Raw genomic sequence first — 18,432 nt, 5'->3', positions numbered from 1 at the left:
CCAATGATGATTTTGGGCGTTGACCCCGGGCTTACTCGCTGCGGGGTTGGCGTGATTGAAGCCGGCGTTTCTCGTCGGCTTTCTTTTATTCACGTCGATGTTTTAAGAAGCAATCCAAAAACTTCTCAAGATTTAAGATTGCTAGAAATTTACAATGGTCTTGTGGAGAAAATCGAGAGGTTTTCGCCAGATGTTGTTTCGATTGAGCGCGTGTTTGCTCAAGAAAATCGAAATACGGTGCTTGGAACTGCTCAAGTTGCAGGAATCGCTATGCTTGTTGCAGCTCAAAGGGGTATTCCTGTTGCTTTACACACTCCAACGGAGGTTAAACTTGCTGTTGCAGGCAGTGGTAGTGCTGGCAAAGAGCAAGTAGAGCGCATGGTTGCGCGTCTTTTGAATCTTAATGTTTTACCAACTCCTGCAGATGCTGCCGATGCTTTAGCTCAAGCTATTTGCCATGCTCTTAGACCTGCAGGCGCGTTGCAAGGCGGAGAGCGAGAGCAGCATTTAACGGATGCTCAAAGAAAGTGGGCCGAGTCTTTGCGTGCGGCGCGCGGATCAAGTTCTGTCGGGCGAGGTATGTAGGATGTTTATAGAACAGATGTTCTATAGGCTGTAGGGATTCATTCAGAAAGGTGAGCGCTGATGATTGGTATGCTTAATGGCGTAGTGGAATCTATCGATTCGCGTTGTGCGCTTGTCTGTGTTTGTGGCGTTGGCTACGAGGTATATATGCCTTCGTCAGATTTATCATCTTTGCGCGAAGGTCAAGAAGTTAGAGTTTATACGTCTTTGCAAGTTAGTCAAGATGCTATTACGCTCTATGGTTTTACGAGTATGGCTGCAAAGCGTATTTTTCTTCAAATTCAACAAAAAGTTAGTGGAGTAGGTCCTAAAGTTGCTCTTTCTTTGCTTTCAACATTAAGCGTAGATCGTTTGATTAAAGCTATTGCGGATTCAGATGTTTCTGCGCTTTCTTCTGCTCCAGGGTTAGGCAAAAAGGGTGCACAAAAAATTATTCTCGAGCTTAAAGGTTCTATTGACGTGTCTTTATTAGAACAAGATAGCGCGGATAAAAATGTAAACAATAATATAAGCGATTTTATCGATTCTTCTATGCAAAAAGTTGTTGTTGGATTGATGTCTTTAGGCTGGAAGCAGTTTGATGCTCAAAAAGCAGTGGAAAGCGTTTGTAAACAAGAGCATATTTCTTTGCCAATTAGAGATGAAGATATGCCAACAGTTTTGCGCATGGCTTTGTCTTCGCTAGATAGAGGCAGGTGAGGATTATGAGTTTTGGCGAGAAAATCAACAGCGAGAAGCTAAACAACGAGAAGATCAACAACGTTCAATCTGTTAATACTGGCGTATCAGAAGATTCATTAAGAATAGTATCTTCTAGTGCTATAGAAAACGAGCAAATTAGTGATGAGGAGTTACGTCCTCATGCTCTGGATGGTTTTATTGGTCAGCCTTTATTAAAAGCGCAATTGCAACTTTTTTTGGATGCTGCAAGATTGCGTAATGTTCCTCCAGATCATATGCTTCTTGCGGGTCCTCCTGGTCTTGGAAAAACAACGTTGGCAATGATTGTTGCTAACGAATTAGGTGTTTCTATTCGAGTTACTTCTGGCCCTGCTATTCAACATGCTGGAGATTTAGCATCAATTTTAAGCTCTCTAGATACAGGTGAAGTGTTGTTTATTGATGAGATTCATCGACTTCCTCGCGCTGCAGAAGAGTTGCTTTATATCGCTATGGAAGATTTTCGAGTAGACGTTATGGTTGGAAAAGGACCTGGAGCGTCTTCTATACCGCTTACTTTGCCTCATTTTACGGTTGTTGGCGCAACTACTAGAGAAGGCATGCTTCCTTCTCCGCTTAGAGCACGTTTTGGTTTTACTGCTCACTTGGATTTTTATCCTCACGAAGAGCTAGAGAAGCTTATTGAGCGTTCTTCCGCACTTTTAGGCGTAAATCTTGCAGGCCAAGCTGCAAAAGAGCTTGCTTTGCGTTCTAGAGGAACTCCTAGGATTGCAAATCGACTTTTGAGGCGTGTTAGAGATTGGGCAGTAGTCCATAATCTTAAAGAAGTAAATCGCGAGTCTGTAATCGAGGCTTTATCTTTGTATCAAATAGATACTCAAGGCCTTGATCGCTTAGATATTGCTGTTCTAAAAGCTATTGTGGTTCAATTTAATGGTGGTCCTGTAGGGCTTAATAACTTGGCTGCAATGGTTGGAGAAGAGTCGGAGACTGTGGAAACAGTTTGTGAACCATATTTGGTTCGAGAAGGCTTTCTTGTTAGAACACCTAAAGGCAGAGTTGCAACTGAAAAAGCTTGGCAACATTTAGGTCTTAAAGCACCCGATAATGTCAGATAGATACCCTAAAATAGTTGATTTGGACGGTGTTTTACCGTCTTAGGGTTGGATAACTTAAGGAGTTTATTGTGCCCCAATTCTTTAGCCAGTATGGCATGCTTATTGTTCTTGTAATTGCCATGGTTGGTATCATGTGGTTCCAATCTCGTAACATGAAAAAGCGCCAAACTGAATTGCGTTCTTTCCATGATTCCTTAAAGCCTGGTGTTGAGGTTATAACCATTGGCGGAATTATTGGTAAAGTTGTTAGCGTTGATGCAGATCACGAAGAAATTGTTTTAGATTCAGAAGGTAGTCTGCTTCGCGTATCTTTCCGTGCTGTTAACAGGGTTTACGTTCGCGTAGATTTTAATAGCTACGATAAAGAAGATAGTGCAGAAGGCGCTAATAATAATGCGGATAGCGCAGAAGATAACGAATCGCAAGAATCCAATGAATCTAACGAGGTTCAAGAATCTAGCGAATCTAATGAAAATAAAGAAAACTAGAATAGAACGCTAGGATTATGACAACAACTGATATTACGGTAAAGCCTCTAAAGAATGTTAGTAGTGAAGATGCTAATTATTTAGCATCTCTTGTTCGCACAATTCCAGGATTCCCTAATCCAAAGATTGTTTTTCGCGATTTTCTACCAGTATTTGCAGATGCTCGTGGTATGAACATTCTTATTGAGTCACTTGTTGATTCTTTGCCAGTTTCTAAAGATTCTTTTGATTTAGTTGCAGGTCTTGAAGCTCGTGGATTCTTATTTGGCCCAGTATTAGCTGCACGCTTAAATAAGGGTTTTGTTGCCGTAAGAAAAGCAGGGAAGTTGCCGCCAGAAGTTATTAGCGAATCGTATTCTCTTGAATATGGAGAAGCTAAAATCGAGATTGAAAAAGACTCGATTAAACCTGGCCAGCGTGTTCTTATTGTTGATGATTTGATTGCAACAGGAGGAACCGCAAAAGCTGCTGCAAGGCTTGTTGAAAGATCCGAAGGTGTTGTTGCTGGATTCTGCTTTGTAATGGAGCTAACGGGCATTAACGGAATGAGCGACCTGCAATCCTATAAGTGCTCTAGCTTAATGAAAATGCCAGCTTAAACACAGCAAATAATAGTTTTAGGAAAAGCGTTAAATACATAGATAATCCAAAATAATCCAAGTCTAAACTTTAAGAACGTAGGGGAGAAACAATTTTGAAAAAACTAAAATCTTCTCTTATTAGCGTTTTGAAGGGTTTAGCTATTCCAGCAATAGCTATTTTTGTTTTTGCTCTTATTGTTGGATTGTTTATGTCTTTAACGCTTTTAGTAATTTCGATTGAAGAAGGAACTGGTAATCTTTCTGATTCATCAATGTCTTTAACATGGGCCGTACTTCTTTTTGCACAAGGTGTTGGTCTTGGTTTTGACGATTTTGTTCTTACGATTATTCCTCTTGGATTAACAATTCTTTTAGTTTCATCTCTTGCAATTGCAATGAGAAAGCTAAAAGGCGGTCAATTAGCCAATTCAATAGGATTATTTGTTTGGGTTTTTGCAAATTATGTAATATCCCAAAATACTAATATTGAGTTGTTGGATTCTTCGCCAATAATATTGCTAAAAAGTGTTTGTGTGTATATTTTGCCTATGATGATTGCCGTTTTTCCATATTCTTCTACGTTTGCACAAATAAAACAAAAGTTGGCAAAGCATTTTTCTGAGCGAACAATTAAATGCGCAAAAATCTGTTTTTATTGCTCTATAAGTGTTTTGGCAATTTACGCAATTGTTGCACTTTTAACAATCATCTTTTGGTGTGTAGTTGGTTCAAGCAACGTTGAGATTGCATTTTCTAAGCTAGGGATGCAAATCGGTTCTAGGATTTTAACATCTATTGCCTGTTTAGTGTGGTTGCCGAATATTGCACTATGGGCATTATCTTGGATTTCTGGAGCAGGATTCAACATTGGAGATATTGCAAGCTTTAGTATTTTTTCTGTTAGCAAAAAATCGTTACCACCTATTCCACTTTTTGCAATATTCCCAGATGCTATAAAAGATTCATTCTATAGAACAGCTTCGGTTAGTATATTGTTTGTTTTGTGCGCTATTTTGGCATTGTTTATAATTTTGTACTCAAAGTTGTGCAACCTTAGAATCATATTTGATAACAATAAAGTAGACTGGAAGAAAACAGCTTTTGCATTTGTTCAATCTGCAATAGTTCTAGTAGCGTCTTGCATGGCAATAATACTTGTTATGAGTGTATTGCTTCTATTTGCAAATGGTAGTTTGGGAAGATTTAGATTAGCACATGTTGGAGTTAATGTAAGTAGAAGTCTTCGTTCCTTAGGGCATTTAACAATATATGGTTTTGGCTTTTCTTGGCTTATTATTCTTTTTGTTTGCGCAATAATAATTGGTATTCGACTTTTAAGCAATAAAATTTTATCCGAAAATCAACCTTTGCTTGAGAGCAAAACTGAAACTAGTAATCTTGAGTCAACTAGAACAGTCAGCTCAAAAGTTAATAAAAAATAAATCCTCATCCAACACAAGGAGGAAGACCGGTGCAACAGATACATGAGCAAGAACAAAATGCAGATGTGCTGATAACCACAGGTAAAAGGTCAATAAAGCGAGTACTGGTTTCAGTATTTTGCAAAGAAGGACTAGAAACGCTTGCAGATGCTTTTAGAAAGTGTGGAACTCAAGTTGTTTCAACTGGTTCAACTGCTTCAAAGCTTCAAGAATTGGGTGTAAGCGTTACGCAAGTGTCGGATGTAACAGGATTCCCAGAAAGTTTAGATGGTAGAGTTAAAACACTCGATCCACATATTCACGCTGGAATCTTAGCAGATATGAGCAATTCGGATCACGTAAAGCAGCTTAAAGATTTGAATATTGAGCCATTTGATGCTGTAGTTGTAAACTTGTATCCTTTTGTGAACACAGTTATGAGCGGCGCTAAAAACGACGCCATTATTGAAAAAATCGATATTGGTGGACCTTCAATGATTCGAGCAGCTGCTAAAAATCATAAGTCTGTAGCTGTTATTACAGATCCTGCAGATTACAAATTGCTTGCTAATCGAATTGCTTCTGGCGAAGGCTTTAGTTTGCAAGAGCGCGAATACTTAGCGCATAAAGCATTCGAGCATACAGCCGCTTACGATGCTGCAATATGCCAATGGACTAATAGTGCTTGGCCAATGCCACAGAGCATGATAGAAAACACAGAAAACAGCGATGATTCGCTTGATAAAACAAGCAAAGATTCGTTACTTCCATGTGACTATACGCGAACATGGACTCTTGAACGTAAGCTTAGGTACGGAGAGAATCCACATCAATATGCGGGGCTTTATCTTGATCCGTTGCATAATGGCGGTTTAGCTCAAGCTGAGCTTCTTGGCGGAAAGCCAATGAGTTACAACAATTATGTTGATGCGGATGCAGCATGGCGTGCAGTTTGGGATTTTGCTCCGCAAATTGCTGTTGCTGTTTGCAAACACAATAATCCTTGCGGCTTAGCAATAGGTGCAACAGCTGCAGAGGCTCATGCGAAGGCTCACGCTTGCGATCCTGTAAGCGCATACGGTGGAGTGATTGCTTGCAATTCAACTGTTACTCTAGAAATGGCACAAAGTGTGCGTCCAATTTTTACAGAAGTAATTATTGCTCCAGACTACGAGCCTGAGGCTTTGGAATTATTGCGCACTAAGAAGAAGAATTTGCGAATACTAAAGGTTGCAAATCCTCCTGTTTTAGGTTTGCAAGTGCATCCTATTGACGGCGGAGCGTTGGTGCAAAGTGCAGATAAGATTGATGATTTTGGAGATAATCCACAAAATTGGACTCTTGTTTCTGGAAACCCAGCGAACGAAGAAACCTTAAAAGACTTAGAGTTTGCATGGCGTTCTCTTAGGTGTGTAAAGTCTAATGCCATTTTGCTTGCGCATGATTTAGCAACTGTTGGAATCGGAATGGGTCAAGTTAATCGCGTGGATTCTTGCCATCTTGCAGTTGAAAGAGCAAATACTTTGGCTGATGGCGTTGAGCGTGCTAAAGGATCTGTTGCAGCATCTGACGCATTCTTCCCGTTTGCTGATGGTCCTCAAATCTTGATAGAAGCAGGTGTAAGCGCAATAGTTCAACCTGGAGGGTCTATTAGAGATGAGGAAGTGTTTGAAGCTGCGCGCGCGGCTGGCGTAACAATGTACACTACTGGAACGAGGCACTTCTTCCACTAAAAATCAATCGCTATTTGCAAATTAGTATTTCTGTAAATAGCTGATTAGTCAGTTAGATTAGCTCGATTAATCATATTAACGTAAAAAGCCTTGGATTGTATTTAATATACTTTCCAAGGCTTTTTATGTATTATACAAGTATGACAATTAGCCAGAAGAATCAAGATAGCGAATTAAAATTTGATCATAAAGATGAATTAATGCACGATGCGAATAGCAATGCGAATAGCAACTCAAGAAATCATATCTACGTTTCGGAAGTAAAAGAAGGTAAGCCATACGCGCAATGGATTGTAGCAATAATCGTATGCGTGTGCGCTGTATTAGCTTTTATAGGAAGAATAATGGCTGCTACAGTTATTATTTCTGCAACAGCCATCATTCTTGGAATAATACGCTTAATTTTCTCTCAACGAAGCCCTTGGAAAGTTAGATCCGTTGCCTTTGACTCTTTTCTAAGCATTGCACTAGGACTTGGTTTGCTAATAACGTATTTTTCTATTTTTGTTTTTATGTAACCTATTTTGTTTTAACTATTTGTCTTCGTTATAAAATGGGTTAACTTCTTTATTCTCGCTATTTTCTGATTCTTCGTTAGATGAGGAAGTGTTTTTGGAAGAATCATCCAAGCTTAAATCGCCAGAATTATTAGATTCTTTAGCACTGGTTGAGTCTTTTGAAGAAGAACGAACAAGCTTGCTAATAAGCATAATGAATCCAACAAGAGCTGCTGCAAAAACAGGAGCAATCCAAAATACCCAAAGTTGGCTTAATGGCGAAGCAGCTAATTTCTTAGACTGTGCAAGAATGGCAATACCTGTAGAGCGAGCAGGATTAAGACCTGATCCAGTAATTTGGTAGGTAATAAAAGCTCCAACAGAGTATGCAATACCCATGTGTGCTGCATACGTGCATTTAGCACTACCATCTTCGCGCGTATACGTCATTGCTGTTGCAACAATAATAAGAACTGCAATAATCTCAACTATTAATGCGGAGATAACGCCAAAAGAAGCATTAACGCTTTTTAGTTGATTTGCAGAGATAGAAGCGCTTTCAAAACCGTTTACAACAGGAGCAAACCATGTTTTTTCTGGAACCATTTTAGTTTGAGGAAGAATAAAAACAGTTATTGAAGCAGCAACGAGTGCGCCAAGAACTTGCGCAATAATGTATAAAATTCCAGAGATATAAGAGGTTCTTCCAGTAAGCATAGAAGCGATTGTTACTGCTGGATTAACGTGACCTCCAGAAACCTTAGCTGCTATACTGATTGCTGCTGCGTAAGCTAAGCCTGTTCCTGCAGCAATCAAAAGAACATTCACGCCGTACATTGCTGTTACAACAGAAGAGAATGTGTAAATAGTAAATATTGCAAAAACGCTTGCAATAAATTCAGCAAAAATCCTAAAAATAAGAGGTGCAGGAGCAGATGTTTTTTGCTCATCATTTGAACATTTATTTTGCAAAGTGTTGTTCATAACAATTCCTTACGTTAATGTGTACGTGTTGTGTTGTTTTTATGTTGTTTTGTTATTCGCAACACAACCAAACGTTTGCTATAGTATCACGGCTATGCCATACGCTAGTATAGAAAAACGTGGCAATTTGCTGTGAGTATTAAAAAATGATTAAAAATTATTAAAAAATACGCAAAAATGGCCATAAATAAAACATCAATAAGATTAAATTAATACAATAGGTCACGTTGGGAGAACGATGCCAAACGCATATTCCCGCGCCAATCAGGCGCATTCAAATGACAAAAATGCCGTTCGACTGCAAAAGCTACTTGCTGAAGCGGGATTTGGTTCAAGACGCAAATGTGAGGAGATTATTCTCGATGGGCGTGTTGAAGTGGATGATGAGCTTGTAACAACACTCGGAACTCGAGTAGATCCAAGTAAGCAAAAAATTCGCGTAGACGGATCCAGAGTAAAGTTCAATCACAAGCTTGTAACGCTTGCGCTTAATAAGCCAAAGCGAGTTTTGAGCGCAATGGATGATCCAAAAGGTCGCTTTACTTTAAGAGATATTGTTGGAGACAAATACGAGCGAATTTTCCACATGGGTCGCTTGGACTACGATTCGGAAGGTCTTATTTTAATGACCAACGATGGCGAGCTAAGCCAGCATGTTATGCATCCAAAGTACGAAGTTGAAAAAACGTATATTGCAACTGTTGAAGGCAAAATCAACGGAATGGTTTGCCGCAGGCTAGTTTCGCAAGGCGTAAATCTGGAAGACGGCTGGATTAAGCTAGACAGATGCGCAATAATCGATCAGAATCACGATGCAACAATCGTAAAAGTTGTTTTGCACTCTGGCAAAAATCGCATTGTGCGTAGGATTTTTGGAGCTGTTGGCTTCCCAGTAAAGCGCCTTGTTCGTACGCAAATCGGCCCTATTAAGTTGGGCGACTTAAAAGCTGGGTCTTATCGCGTGCTTTCGCAAGTAGAAGTGCGCTCGCTTTCTAAGGAGGTTGGCCTGTGATTTGTGTAGCAATTGATGGACCAGCAGGAGTTGGCAAGTCTTCTACTTCTCGCGCTTTAGCACAATACTACGGTTTTGCGTATTTAGATACGGGTGCAATGTATAGAGCTGCCGCATGGTGGTGTTTAAAGCAAGGAATTGATTTAAGCAAGCAGCTTGAGTTGGATGAAGAAGGAAATCCAACAAATTCGGCAGATGCAGAACGCTTTAATCAAATTGTTGAAGCTGTTGGAGCATTGTTTACGGAAGATTATGCTGAATTTAGCGTTGATCCAAAAAATCCTGTAGTCGTAATTGATAGTGAAGATATTAGCGAAGAATTGCGTTCCATCGAAGTTTCTTCGCACGTGTCTACTGTTTCTTCGATTCCTGCAGTTCGACGCATGCTTATTGCTGCTCAACGCGCATATATTGCTTCAGAGTCTGCTGAGGATTCTTTCTCTGGCGGAGAAGGCATAGTTGCAGAAGGCCGCGATATTACTACTGTTGTGGCTCCTAATGCGCAAGTTCGAGTGCTTCTTACTGCTCGCGAAGAAGTGCGCCAAGCTCGCAGAAACAAGCAAGATATTGCGCAAGAAAATTCGCAAAATAATGAATCTAAGAATAATGAATCTTTAGAAGAAGACGATATTCGCGCTCGCGACGCTAAAGATTCTAAAGTTACTCATTTTCTTAAAGCAGCAGACGGTGTTACAACTCTAGATAATTCTGATTTGACTTTTGAGCAGACTCTTGACGCGCTTGTAGAGATGGTTGACGATGCAATTGAGCAAGATGAGTACGACCGTTATGCTGCAAATCTTGAAGGCTACGATCTTGACGATGAAGACCGTGCGCTTCTTAGCGGAAATTTAGCAGGCGAAGATGAGTCGAAAGATACAAAAGCTGTTGGAGTAATTGCCGTTATTGGCCGACCAAACGTTGGAAAATCAACGCTTGTAAACCGTATCTTGGGTCACAGAGTTGCTGTTGTAGAAGATACTCCAGGCGTTACTAGAGATCGCGTAAGCTACGATGCTGAGTGGGCTGGAACCAACTTCAAGCTTGTTGACACTGGCGGCTGGGAAGCAGATGTTGAAGGCATTGATTCTTCGATTGCTCAACAGGCGCAAGTAGCAGTGCGTTTAAGTGATGCTGTGATTTTTCTAGTAGATGGTCAAGTTGGTTTAACAGCTACCGACGAGCGTATTGTTTCAATGCTTCGCTCTGCTGGTAAGCCTATTACTTTGGCAGTTAACAAGGTTGACGACGCTAGAAGCGAGTATTTAACTGCAGAGTTTTGGAAGCTTGGAATGGGCGAGCCTTACGGAATTTCTGCAATGCACGGCAGAGGCGTTGGAGATTTGCTTGACGCGGCTCTTGCATCTTTAAAGAAAGCGAATAAGACTTCTGGATTCTTAACTCCGCAAGGTCTTCGCAGAGTTGCTTTAGTTGGACGTCCAAATGTTGGTAAGTCTTCACTTTTGAACCATTTGGCTCACGAAGAGCGTTCTGTTGTAAACGACTTGGCTGGAACTACTCGAGACCCTGTTGATGAGGTTGTGCGCGTAGACGGTGAGGACTGGCTGTTTATTGACACGGCTGGTATTAAGCGCAGGCAGCACAAGCTTACTGGCGCAGAGTACTATTCTTCACTACGTACGCAAGCTGCGATTGAGCGTTCGGAACTTGCTTTGATTCTTTTTGACTCTTCGCAGCCAATTGCGGAGCAGGATCTAAAAGTTATGAGCCAGGCTGTAGACGCGGGTCGCGCAATCGTACTTGTGTTTAACAAGTGGGATTTGATGGACGAATTCTCTAGGCAGCGCATGGAACGCTTGTGGAAAACTGAGTTTGAGCGCGTTACTTGGGCTGAGCGAGTTAATCTTTCTGCAAAGACAGGATGGCATACGAATCGTCTTGCGCGCGCTATGCGAACAGCTTTAGAAAGCTGGGATAAGCGCATTCCTACAGGCAAGCTTAACGCTTTCTTAGGCCGTATTCAGTCTGCTCATCCGCATCCTTTGCGAGGTGGAAAGCAAGCGCGAATCTTATTCGCAACGCAAGCTTCTACGCGCCCTCCGCGTTTTGTAATATTTGCAACTGGCTTCTTAGAGCACGGCTACCGTCGCTTTATTGAGCGTTCTCTTAGAGAAGAGTTTGGATTTGAGGGAACTCCTATTCAAATCTCTGTAAAAGTACGAGATAAGAAGAAGCGCAAGTAAAGTCGCAGGTTAATCACAAATAAATTGCAAATAAATCTGCGATTAAAGCGTAAGTAAAGTAGGAGCGGAATATGGCTGGATTAGGCGAGTTAGCTCTTGATTTGCATCATGCTAGCGAAGACGAAATTTTTCAAGCATTTGTTGATTGGGTTAAGACCAACAAGCATGTAGATTTGTGGCCGCATCAAGAAGAGTCGGTTATGGATTTGCTTGCAGGAGACCATGTAGTCTTAAACACTCCAACAGGATCTGGAAAATCGCTAGTAGCGCTCGGCATGCATTTTGCGGCGCTCGCCACTGGCAGACGCTCCTACTACACTGCGCCAATCAAAGCACTTGTATCTGAAAAATTCTTCGATTTAGTTGCGATTTTTGGGCGAGACAACGTAGGCATGATTACTGGCGACTCGCATATTAACGCGGACGCTCCAATAATCTGCTGCACTGCAGAAATCTTAGCAAATCAAGCTCTGCGCGAAGGCGCAAACGCAAAAGTTGATTGCGTTGCAATGGACGAATTCCACTACTATGGAGACCCAGAGCGCGGTTGGGCTTGGCAAGTGCCGCTACTTACTCTTGCAAACACGCAATTTTTGCTTATGAGCGCAACTCTTGGAGACGTAACGGATATTGCGGAACGCTTAGAAAAATCAACAAATCGTAGTGTTGATATTATTGCTAACGCTCCAAGACCAATCCCACTCGAATACGAGTACACAGATAAGCCGCTTGCAACAACTGTAGAACTATTATTTAACAAGGGTTTAACGCCAATATACGTAGTTCATTTTTCGCAAGACGCAGCTCTAGAAACAGCTCAAGCGCTTGCAAGCACGGGGGTTTCTAGCAAAGATCAGCGAGACAAAATTGCGCAAGCAATTAAAGGCACTAAATTTACTACAGGATTCGGCAAAATCTTGCAAAGGCTGCTGCGCACAGGAGTTGGCGTACATCATGCTGGTATGCTTCCGCGCTACCGCAGGCTTGTTGAGCAGCTCGCACAACAGGGGTTGCTGCCAGTTATTTGCGGAACAGACACTCTTGGCGTTGGTATTAACGTGCCGATTCACTCTGTTGTGCTTACTGCTCTTACAAAATTTGATGGGAACCGTAGTCGAAAGCTTCGCGCTCGCGAGTTTCACCAAATTGCAGGTCGCGCAGGCAGAATGGGATTTGATACCGAAGGCTTAGTAGTTGCAGAGGCTCCAGAGTTCGAGATTGAGAATGCGCGCGCTGTTGCTAAAGCTGGAAACGATCCTAAAAAGCTTAAAAAAGTTAAGCGTAAGAAGGCTCCAGAAGGATTTGTTGTTTGGAGTGAGCAAACGTTTACTAAGCTTATTGAAAGCGCTCCCGAAACTTTGAATCCGCACATGGTTGTAACTCACTCAATGATTTTGAACGAAGTTACGCAAGGTGGGGATGCTAGAGCACGCGTTGAAAAACTTATTGAAGATAGTGCGCAAAAGCCGCAAGATAAAGAAAAATTGCTTGAGCGTTGCAATGATATTTTCCAAACTTTGCTTGACACTCAAGTTATTGAATGCAGAGAGCTTTCGGATGGTTCTTGCGATTATGATCTTGATGTTGCTATGCCAGAAGGTTTTGCGCTAGATCAGCCACTCTCGCCGTTCTTGCTTGCTGCTTTGGAACTTCTTGACCCAGAATCTCAAAGCTACGCGCTTGACGTAATTTCTATGGTTGAATCAACTTTAGATGATCCTAAGCCTGTTCTTCGCGCGCAAGAGCGTAAAGCTCGCGATGCTGCAATGGCTGGCATGAAAGATGATGGCATTGATTACGAGGAGCGCATGGAACGCTTAGCGGAAGTTAGCTACCCTAAGCCTCTTGAAGATTTGCTTGAGCCTGCTTTTGCGCAATATCGCAAAGATGTTCCGTGGGCAAACGACTATTGGATTAAGCCTAAATCTGTGCTTCGAGACATGGTTGAAACAGCCTCTGATTTTACTGGCTATATTTCGCGCTATGGCATTGCTAGAAGTGAAGGAACGCTTCTTCGTTACCTTTCGGACGCTTATCGTTCGCTTGCTCGAACTGTGCCAGAAGACATGCTTAACGAAGAATTGCGCGATATTATTTCGTGGCTTCGACTTGTTGTGCGCTCTATTGATTCGAGTTTGGTTGACGAGTGGGAGAGTGCTGGAGGGTCGGACGCTGAAGCTAGTGCAGTAACTACGGCTGCGCCTGGAACTTCTGAGTCTGTTGTTGCGGATCGAAGAGGACTTATTGTGTTGATTAGAAATGCAATGTTCCGCCGCGTGCAACTTATGGATTTGGAAGATGCGGATGCTTTGGGAGAGCTTGACAAAGCTTGGGGTTACGGCGTTCATGAGTGGAATGATGTGCTTGACGACTATTACGACGAACATGAGTATGTTGGTATCGATGCCAAAGCTCGTGGCGGAGACTTGTTTATTTTGGATGATTCTCTAGAAAAAAATGAGCATTCGTGGAAAGTTCGGCAGATTATTGACGATTCGGACGGAGACCATAATTGGGCTATTACTGGAATTGTTGATTTGGATTCCACACAAGATACAGGCGAAGTTGTGTTCTTTGACTACAGCGTGTCGCACGTTTAGTGTTGTTTTACTTAAGTTTTATTTGCGTTTTGCTTATATTTTACTTATGTTTTATGCAAAATCTAAAATATAGTCGAACGTTTGTTCTATGGATTGAGTATACTTAGATTATGGTTCAGGATTTATTTACAGCAAGTAGTGCGCCTAGCGATGTAACACGTCCATTGGCTGTGCGTATGCGACCTAGCGTTATCGAAGACGTTCTTGGGCAGACTCATGCGCTAAAAGATGGTTCGCCTTTGCGCAGGCTTGCAAATCCTCAATCTAAAGGTTCTCTTACATCTCCAAGTTCTGTTGTGTTGTTTGGGCCTCCAGGTGTTGGTAAAACTACGCTTGCTTATATTGTGGCTCAACAGTCTGGTCGCGTGTTTGAAGAGCTTTCTGCTGTAACTTCTGGAGTTAAAGATGTTCGAGCGGTGTTAGATCGCGCGCATGAGCGTTTAGTTAGTAAAGGTCAAGAAACAGTCCTGTTTATTGACGAAGTTCATCGTTTTTCTAAATCACAGCAAGATGCTTTGCTTCCAAGCGTAGAAAATCGCGATGTAACTTTTATTGGTGCTACTACCGAAAATCCAAGCTTTTCAATTATTAAGCCACTACTTAGTAGATCAGTAGTTGTTAAACTTGAGTCGCTTAGTGTAGAAGATTTGCGCACGCTTATTGAACGCGCAATTTCTAGCGAAAATGGTCTTAATAATCAGCTTAAGATTGATGACGATGCAATAGATTCAATTATTCGTTTAAGTGGGGGAGACGCTCGCAAAACTCTTACGATTTTAGAGGCGGCTGCAGGAGCAGTAACAGGAGATGTTGCTTTGCAGCATGGCAAAAAGAAGCCTGTTATTACTGCCGATATTGTTTCTAACGTAATGGATACTACTACAGTTCGTTACGACAAAGATGGAGACGACCACTACGATGTGATTTCTGCTTTTATTAAGTCAATGCGTGGAAGTGATGTTGACGCTTCTTTGCATTATTTAGCGCGAATGCTTAGAGCTGGGGAAGACCCGCGTTTTATTGCAAGGCGGATTATGATTGCTGCTGCGGAAGAAGTTGGCATGGCAGCTCCACAAATTTTGCAAGTAACTGTTGCAGCAGCTCAAGCGGTTGCTTTAATTGGCATGCCAGAAGCGCGGATTATTCTTTCGCAAGCTGTGATTGCTGTAGCAACTGCTCCAAAATCAAACGCAAGTTACAATGCGATTAATAAGGCTTTGCAAGATGTTGATGCTGGAAATATTGGTCAAGTGCCTCTTCATTTGCGAAACGCTCCGACTGCTTTAATGAAAAGCTGGGGAAATCACGATGGGTACAAGTACGCTCACGACTACCCAGGAGCTGTGGCTTCTCAACAATATATGCCAGATGAGCTAGTTGGCCGCGAATATTATCACCCAAATAATCGCGGCTACGAGCACGAGATTTCACAACGTTTATCTCAAATTCGCGCCATTCTTCATAAATCCGATGACAATAAATAAAGTCGATAATTAAAAGGCTCCTTAGAATTTTAAGAAGCCTTTTAATGCAGTATTACTATTTTTTTAAGAGAGTTTTATTCGCGAACAAGCATAATGTGGTCAATATCTTCGCGACTTGAAACGCGGAACAATACAAAGCGGTTGCCAATTACTTGCACAACTTCTGCACCAAGATGCTCTGCAAGCTCCTGCGCAGCTTCTTTAGCACTTAAGCCAGAACCATCTTGTACAGCACACTTCATAAGCTCATGAGATTGCATTGTCTCGTCTGCTTGCTTAACAGCAGCGTCGCTAATATCGTTTTTTCCAACATAAAGCAATGGGCTTAAAGTGTTAGCGAGCGCGCGCAATTGCTTAATTTGCTTTTTAGTTAATGCCATTATTTTCCTTCCAAATCGCGTTCAACATGCATAAAACGTTAAAACGCCAATTTTCAAAACATTAAAACGTCAAAACGCTATATTGTTAAACGCAATTATCAACAACCAACTATCGACTATTGATTATCTACTTGTAACGCTTAAATTTTCAATGCTTATCGGATTATACATTAACCGTAAGAATCCGCGTTCAACACGTTCAATGAGTTCAATATACAAATATTCCAATTATCAGTTATATAAATATTCCAGCAAAAATTATTCCGCACACAATAGCTAATGTAACGCTTAAAAGCGCAAAGTCTTTTATGCGAATTTTCTCTGTATGTAAGTGCGTGCGCTTTGCTCCAGGAACGTAGCATCTGGAATCTAGCGCAAGTCCCAGTGTGTTTGCGTGCCGAATCACACTTGCAAATCCTGGAACTATAAGAGATGTTATTGCTTGCAATCGCTTTTTTATAGACCCGTCTTTTATGTTTCCGCCTCTTGCAATTTGAGCTAAAGCAACAGATTCTGCTTCTTTTGCAAGAGTTGGCAAAAATCGTAAAGCAAGGCTCATAATAAGAGCAATTTCTTGACTTGGCAATCCTACGCTTTTAAGAGGCGAAATAATAGACGCGCATGCTTCAGTCAATCGCGTTTGGCTTATGGTTAGTACAATTATTGACCCGATTAGTATAACAAGCGAAAATCTTGAAGCGAAAAGTATTGCAAACTTTATTCCATCGTCTGTTATTAATATCGGTCCGATTCTAAAAAGTCCTCTTCCAGAATGCACAACTAGAAGATTAAACAATCCAGAAAATACGAATATTGCAATAAACATGTGCAATGACAAGAATAATTTTATAGGCGATATTCTAGCGAGAAATATTAGAGCAAGCGTTGATAGTGCAAGGATTCCAAGTTGGTAGAAGTTTGTAATGCTAAACGCGCTAAACATAAGAATTAAGCATGATATTAGTATGATTCGCGTATTAAATAAGCTTAGCAATGACTTGTTTTTGTTCTTGTTTTCGCTACCATTCTCGCTAGTATTTTCAAGCTTTTCGTCTTGTGCTTGTTCTTGCGCTTGCTTCTTTTCGCGCGAATCAAGTGTAACTATGCGCGCTCCAAGTGATTTTGCTTCACTAAAATCATGCGTAATAACAATAATTGTTACGCCTTTATTGTGTAAATCGCTTAAAATTTTTAATACGATTTTTGCATACTCAAAATCTAATCCTGCTGTAGGCTCGTCTAAAACCAAGATTTTTGGATTGCAAGCCAAAATTCCCGCGATTGCTGCTAGTCGTTGCTGGCCTCCAGAAAGTTCGAATGGGGATTTTTGCGCTAAATGTTCAATATGCAATGATTTTAGTGCGCTCAATACTCTGGAACGCAATTCGCATCCCTCTAATCCAAAGTTTTTTGGACCGTATGCTACGTCTTCAAAAACAGTTTGCGCAAAAAGTTGCTGTTCTGGCAATTGCATAACGTAACCAATGTTTTTGCGAATTTCACGCATTTGTGATTTGCTTGTTTTCTCGCTAATTTTTATTCCGTTTACACAAATAGATCCAGAATCGTATTTAATAAGTGCGCATATTGCTTTTGCGAGCGTGGATTTTCCACACCCGTTTTTTCCCATTATTGCAACGATTTCGCCTGCTTTTACGCTTAGAGAATAGTCTCTTATTATTGGATTTTGACTATTTGCATAGCTCACACTTAAATTAGATATTTCAATTGCTGCATTCTTGTTTGTTTTATTCGAATCACGTTTATTTTTGCTTTCTGCATTCGAATTTTCTGCATTTGATTTTTCTACATTTTCCGTCATGCTTTTTGATCCAATAACAGCTGGCGATTTTTCCGCGTAGAATTCTTCTAATTCCAATAAACTTACATCACGCAATTTTCCATTTTCTAGCATTAATATTCGATCCGCATTTTTGCATTCGCTAATCTTATGTGTTACTTGAACGATTGTTGTGCCGCGCGTTTGTAATTTGTCAAAAAGCTTATTTACGTCTGTTTTTGCGCAAGAATCAAGCATGCTTGTAGGCTCGTCTAATACAAGAAGTTTTGATTTTGTAGCAATCGACGACGCAATAGCAACGCGCTGCTGCTGACCTCCACTCATATTGCTTGGGTCGCTAAAACGGTGATTTTCCATGTTTACAGCGCGTAAAGCATTGCTTATATTTTTCTTCATAAATTCTTTAGAGGCGCACAAGTTTTCAAGCCCAAAAGCAACATCGTCTTCTACAACTGTTGTAACGATTTGGTCTTCTGGGCTTTGAAACAATGCTCCAATAGATTCTCGTGCTTTTTGGTACGCTTTTGAATCAACATTGTTTGCTTCAAAAACTTTTATTCCGCATAGCGTAACAATTCCAGAATCTGGGGAAGAAAGTCCTGCAATAATTTTAGCTAGCGTGGACTTTCCACTACCATTTTTGCCGATTATTGCGATTCTTTGACCATATGCAATTTCAAGATCTATTCCGTCTAGAATCCAAGTTTTTCCGCCATCATAGCTAAAGCGAACTTTTTGCAAAGAAACAGCATTATCTTTTTTAGCACAATAATCCATATTGCTTTTTTCGTCTTTGCAACTTGTTTTATATTGAATAACTTTATTGCTTTGCATAATTAGCTTGCTTTTTACTTAATTGACTA

15 protein-coding genes are annotated in these 18,432 nt (G+C 41.0%); 12 read left to right on the top strand and 3 right to left on the bottom strand.

The window, feature by feature from the left end:
- The first annotated feature begins 3 nt into the window (after positions 1 to 3).
- The 8 genes from ruvC to NYP55_RS00400 all read left to right on the top strand — a co-directional run bounded on the left by ruvC (position 4) and on the right by NYP55_RS00400 (position 7,125).
- Positions 4 to 585: a crossover junction endodeoxyribonuclease RuvC gene (gene ruvC, locus NYP55_RS00435; RefSeq protein WP_004133171.1), complete on the top strand. Its 582-nt coding sequence runs from the start codon at positions 4 to 6 to the stop codon at positions 583 to 585.
- A 60-nt stretch (positions 586 to 645) separates the two neighbouring features.
- On the top strand, positions 646 to 1,284 hold the full coding sequence (ruvA, locus tag NYP55_RS00430; protein WP_472781405.1) for a Holliday junction branch migration protein RuvA: 639 nt from the start codon (positions 646 to 648) through the stop codon (positions 1,282 to 1,284).
- Positions 1,285 to 1,289: 5 nt separating this feature from the next.
- Positions 1,290 to 2,384, top strand: a complete 1,095-nt coding sequence (ruvB, locus tag NYP55_RS00425) for a Holliday junction branch migration DNA helicase RuvB (protein WP_004130788.1) — start codon at positions 1,290 to 1,292, stop codon at positions 2,382 to 2,384.
- A gap of 68 nt (positions 2,385 to 2,452) precedes the next feature.
- Positions 2,453 to 2,872 (top strand): preprotein translocase subunit YajC, encoded by a 420-nt coding sequence (gene yajC / locus NYP55_RS00420; protein WP_004130790.1) that lies wholly within the window; start codon positions 2,453 to 2,455, stop codon positions 2,870 to 2,872.
- Between the two features lie 17 nt (positions 2,873 to 2,889).
- Positions 2,890 to 3,471 (top strand): adenine phosphoribosyltransferase, encoded by a 582-nt coding sequence (locus NYP55_RS00415; protein WP_004130797.1) that lies wholly within the window; start codon positions 2,890 to 2,892, stop codon positions 3,469 to 3,471.
- Between the two features lie 95 nt (positions 3,472 to 3,566).
- Positions 3,567 to 4,895, top strand: a complete 1,329-nt coding sequence (locus tag NYP55_RS00410; RefSeq protein ID WP_472781404.1) for a cell division protein PerM — start codon at positions 3,567 to 3,569, stop codon at positions 4,893 to 4,895.
- A 29-nt stretch (positions 4,896 to 4,924) separates the two neighbouring features.
- On the top strand, positions 4,925 to 6,607 hold the full coding sequence (purH, locus tag NYP55_RS00405; RefSeq protein WP_472781403.1) for a bifunctional phosphoribosylaminoimidazolecarboxamide formyltransferase/IMP cyclohydrolase: 1,683 nt from the start codon (positions 4,925 to 4,927) through the stop codon (positions 6,605 to 6,607).
- 200 nt (positions 6,608 to 6,807) lie between these two features.
- Entirely contained in the window at positions 6,808 to 7,125 is a 318-nt protein-coding gene (locus tag NYP55_RS00400) for a DUF3017 domain-containing protein (protein WP_472781512.1), read from the top strand.
- A 15-nt stretch (positions 7,126 to 7,140) separates the two neighbouring features.
- Here NYP55_RS00400 and NYP55_RS00395 read toward each other — a convergent pair whose 3' ends face one another.
- Positions 7,141 to 8,088, bottom strand: a complete 948-nt coding sequence (locus NYP55_RS00395; RefSeq protein ID WP_472781402.1) for an MIP/aquaporin family protein — start codon at positions 8,086 to 8,088, stop codon at positions 7,141 to 7,143.
- Positions 8,089 to 8,326: 238 nt separating this feature from the next.
- Between NYP55_RS00395 and NYP55_RS00390 the strand changes: the two genes are divergently transcribed.
- From NYP55_RS00390 to NYP55_RS00375, 4 genes are all read left to right on the top strand, one after another.
- Positions 8,327 to 9,100, top strand: a complete 774-nt coding sequence (locus NYP55_RS00390) for a pseudouridine synthase (protein WP_004133164.1) — start codon at positions 8,327 to 8,329, stop codon at positions 9,098 to 9,100.
- Positions 9,097 to 11,304 (top strand): bifunctional cytidylate kinase/GTPase Der, encoded by a 2,208-nt coding sequence (gene der, locus NYP55_RS00385; protein WP_472781401.1) that lies wholly within the window; start codon positions 9,097 to 9,099, stop codon positions 11,302 to 11,304. Before NYP55_RS00390 ends, der begins: the two co-directional genes overlap by 4 nt.
- A 71-nt stretch (positions 11,305 to 11,375) precedes the next feature.
- A complete protein-coding gene (locus NYP55_RS00380; protein WP_004130811.1) occupies positions 11,376 to 13,904 on the top strand; it encodes a DEAD/DEAH box helicase in 2,529 nt (842 codons plus the stop codon).
- A 110-nt stretch (positions 13,905 to 14,014) separates the two neighbouring features.
- Positions 14,015 to 15,388, top strand: a complete 1,374-nt coding sequence (locus NYP55_RS00375; protein ID WP_353938486.1) for a replication-associated recombination protein A — start codon at positions 14,015 to 14,017, stop codon at positions 15,386 to 15,388.
- A gap of 74 nt (positions 15,389 to 15,462) precedes the next feature.
- Here NYP55_RS00375 and NYP55_RS00370 read toward each other — a convergent pair whose 3' ends face one another.
- Positions 15,463 to 15,768: a YhbY family RNA-binding protein gene (locus tag NYP55_RS00370; protein ID WP_016635300.1), complete on the bottom strand. Its 306-nt coding sequence runs from the start codon at positions 15,766 to 15,768 to the stop codon at positions 15,463 to 15,465.
- Between the two features lie 235 nt (positions 15,769 to 16,003).
- Positions 16,004 to 18,403, bottom strand: coding sequence for an energy-coupling factor transporter ATPase (locus tag NYP55_RS00365; protein ID WP_472781400.1), 2,400 nt, complete (start codon positions 18,401 to 18,403; stop codon positions 16,004 to 16,006).
- Positions 18,404 to 18,432 lie beyond the last annotated feature (29 nt).

The sequence above is a fragment of the Gardnerella sp. c10Ua_31 genome (assembly GCF_055700915.1).
This window is presented reverse-complemented; position numbering and strand designations above follow the sequence as displayed.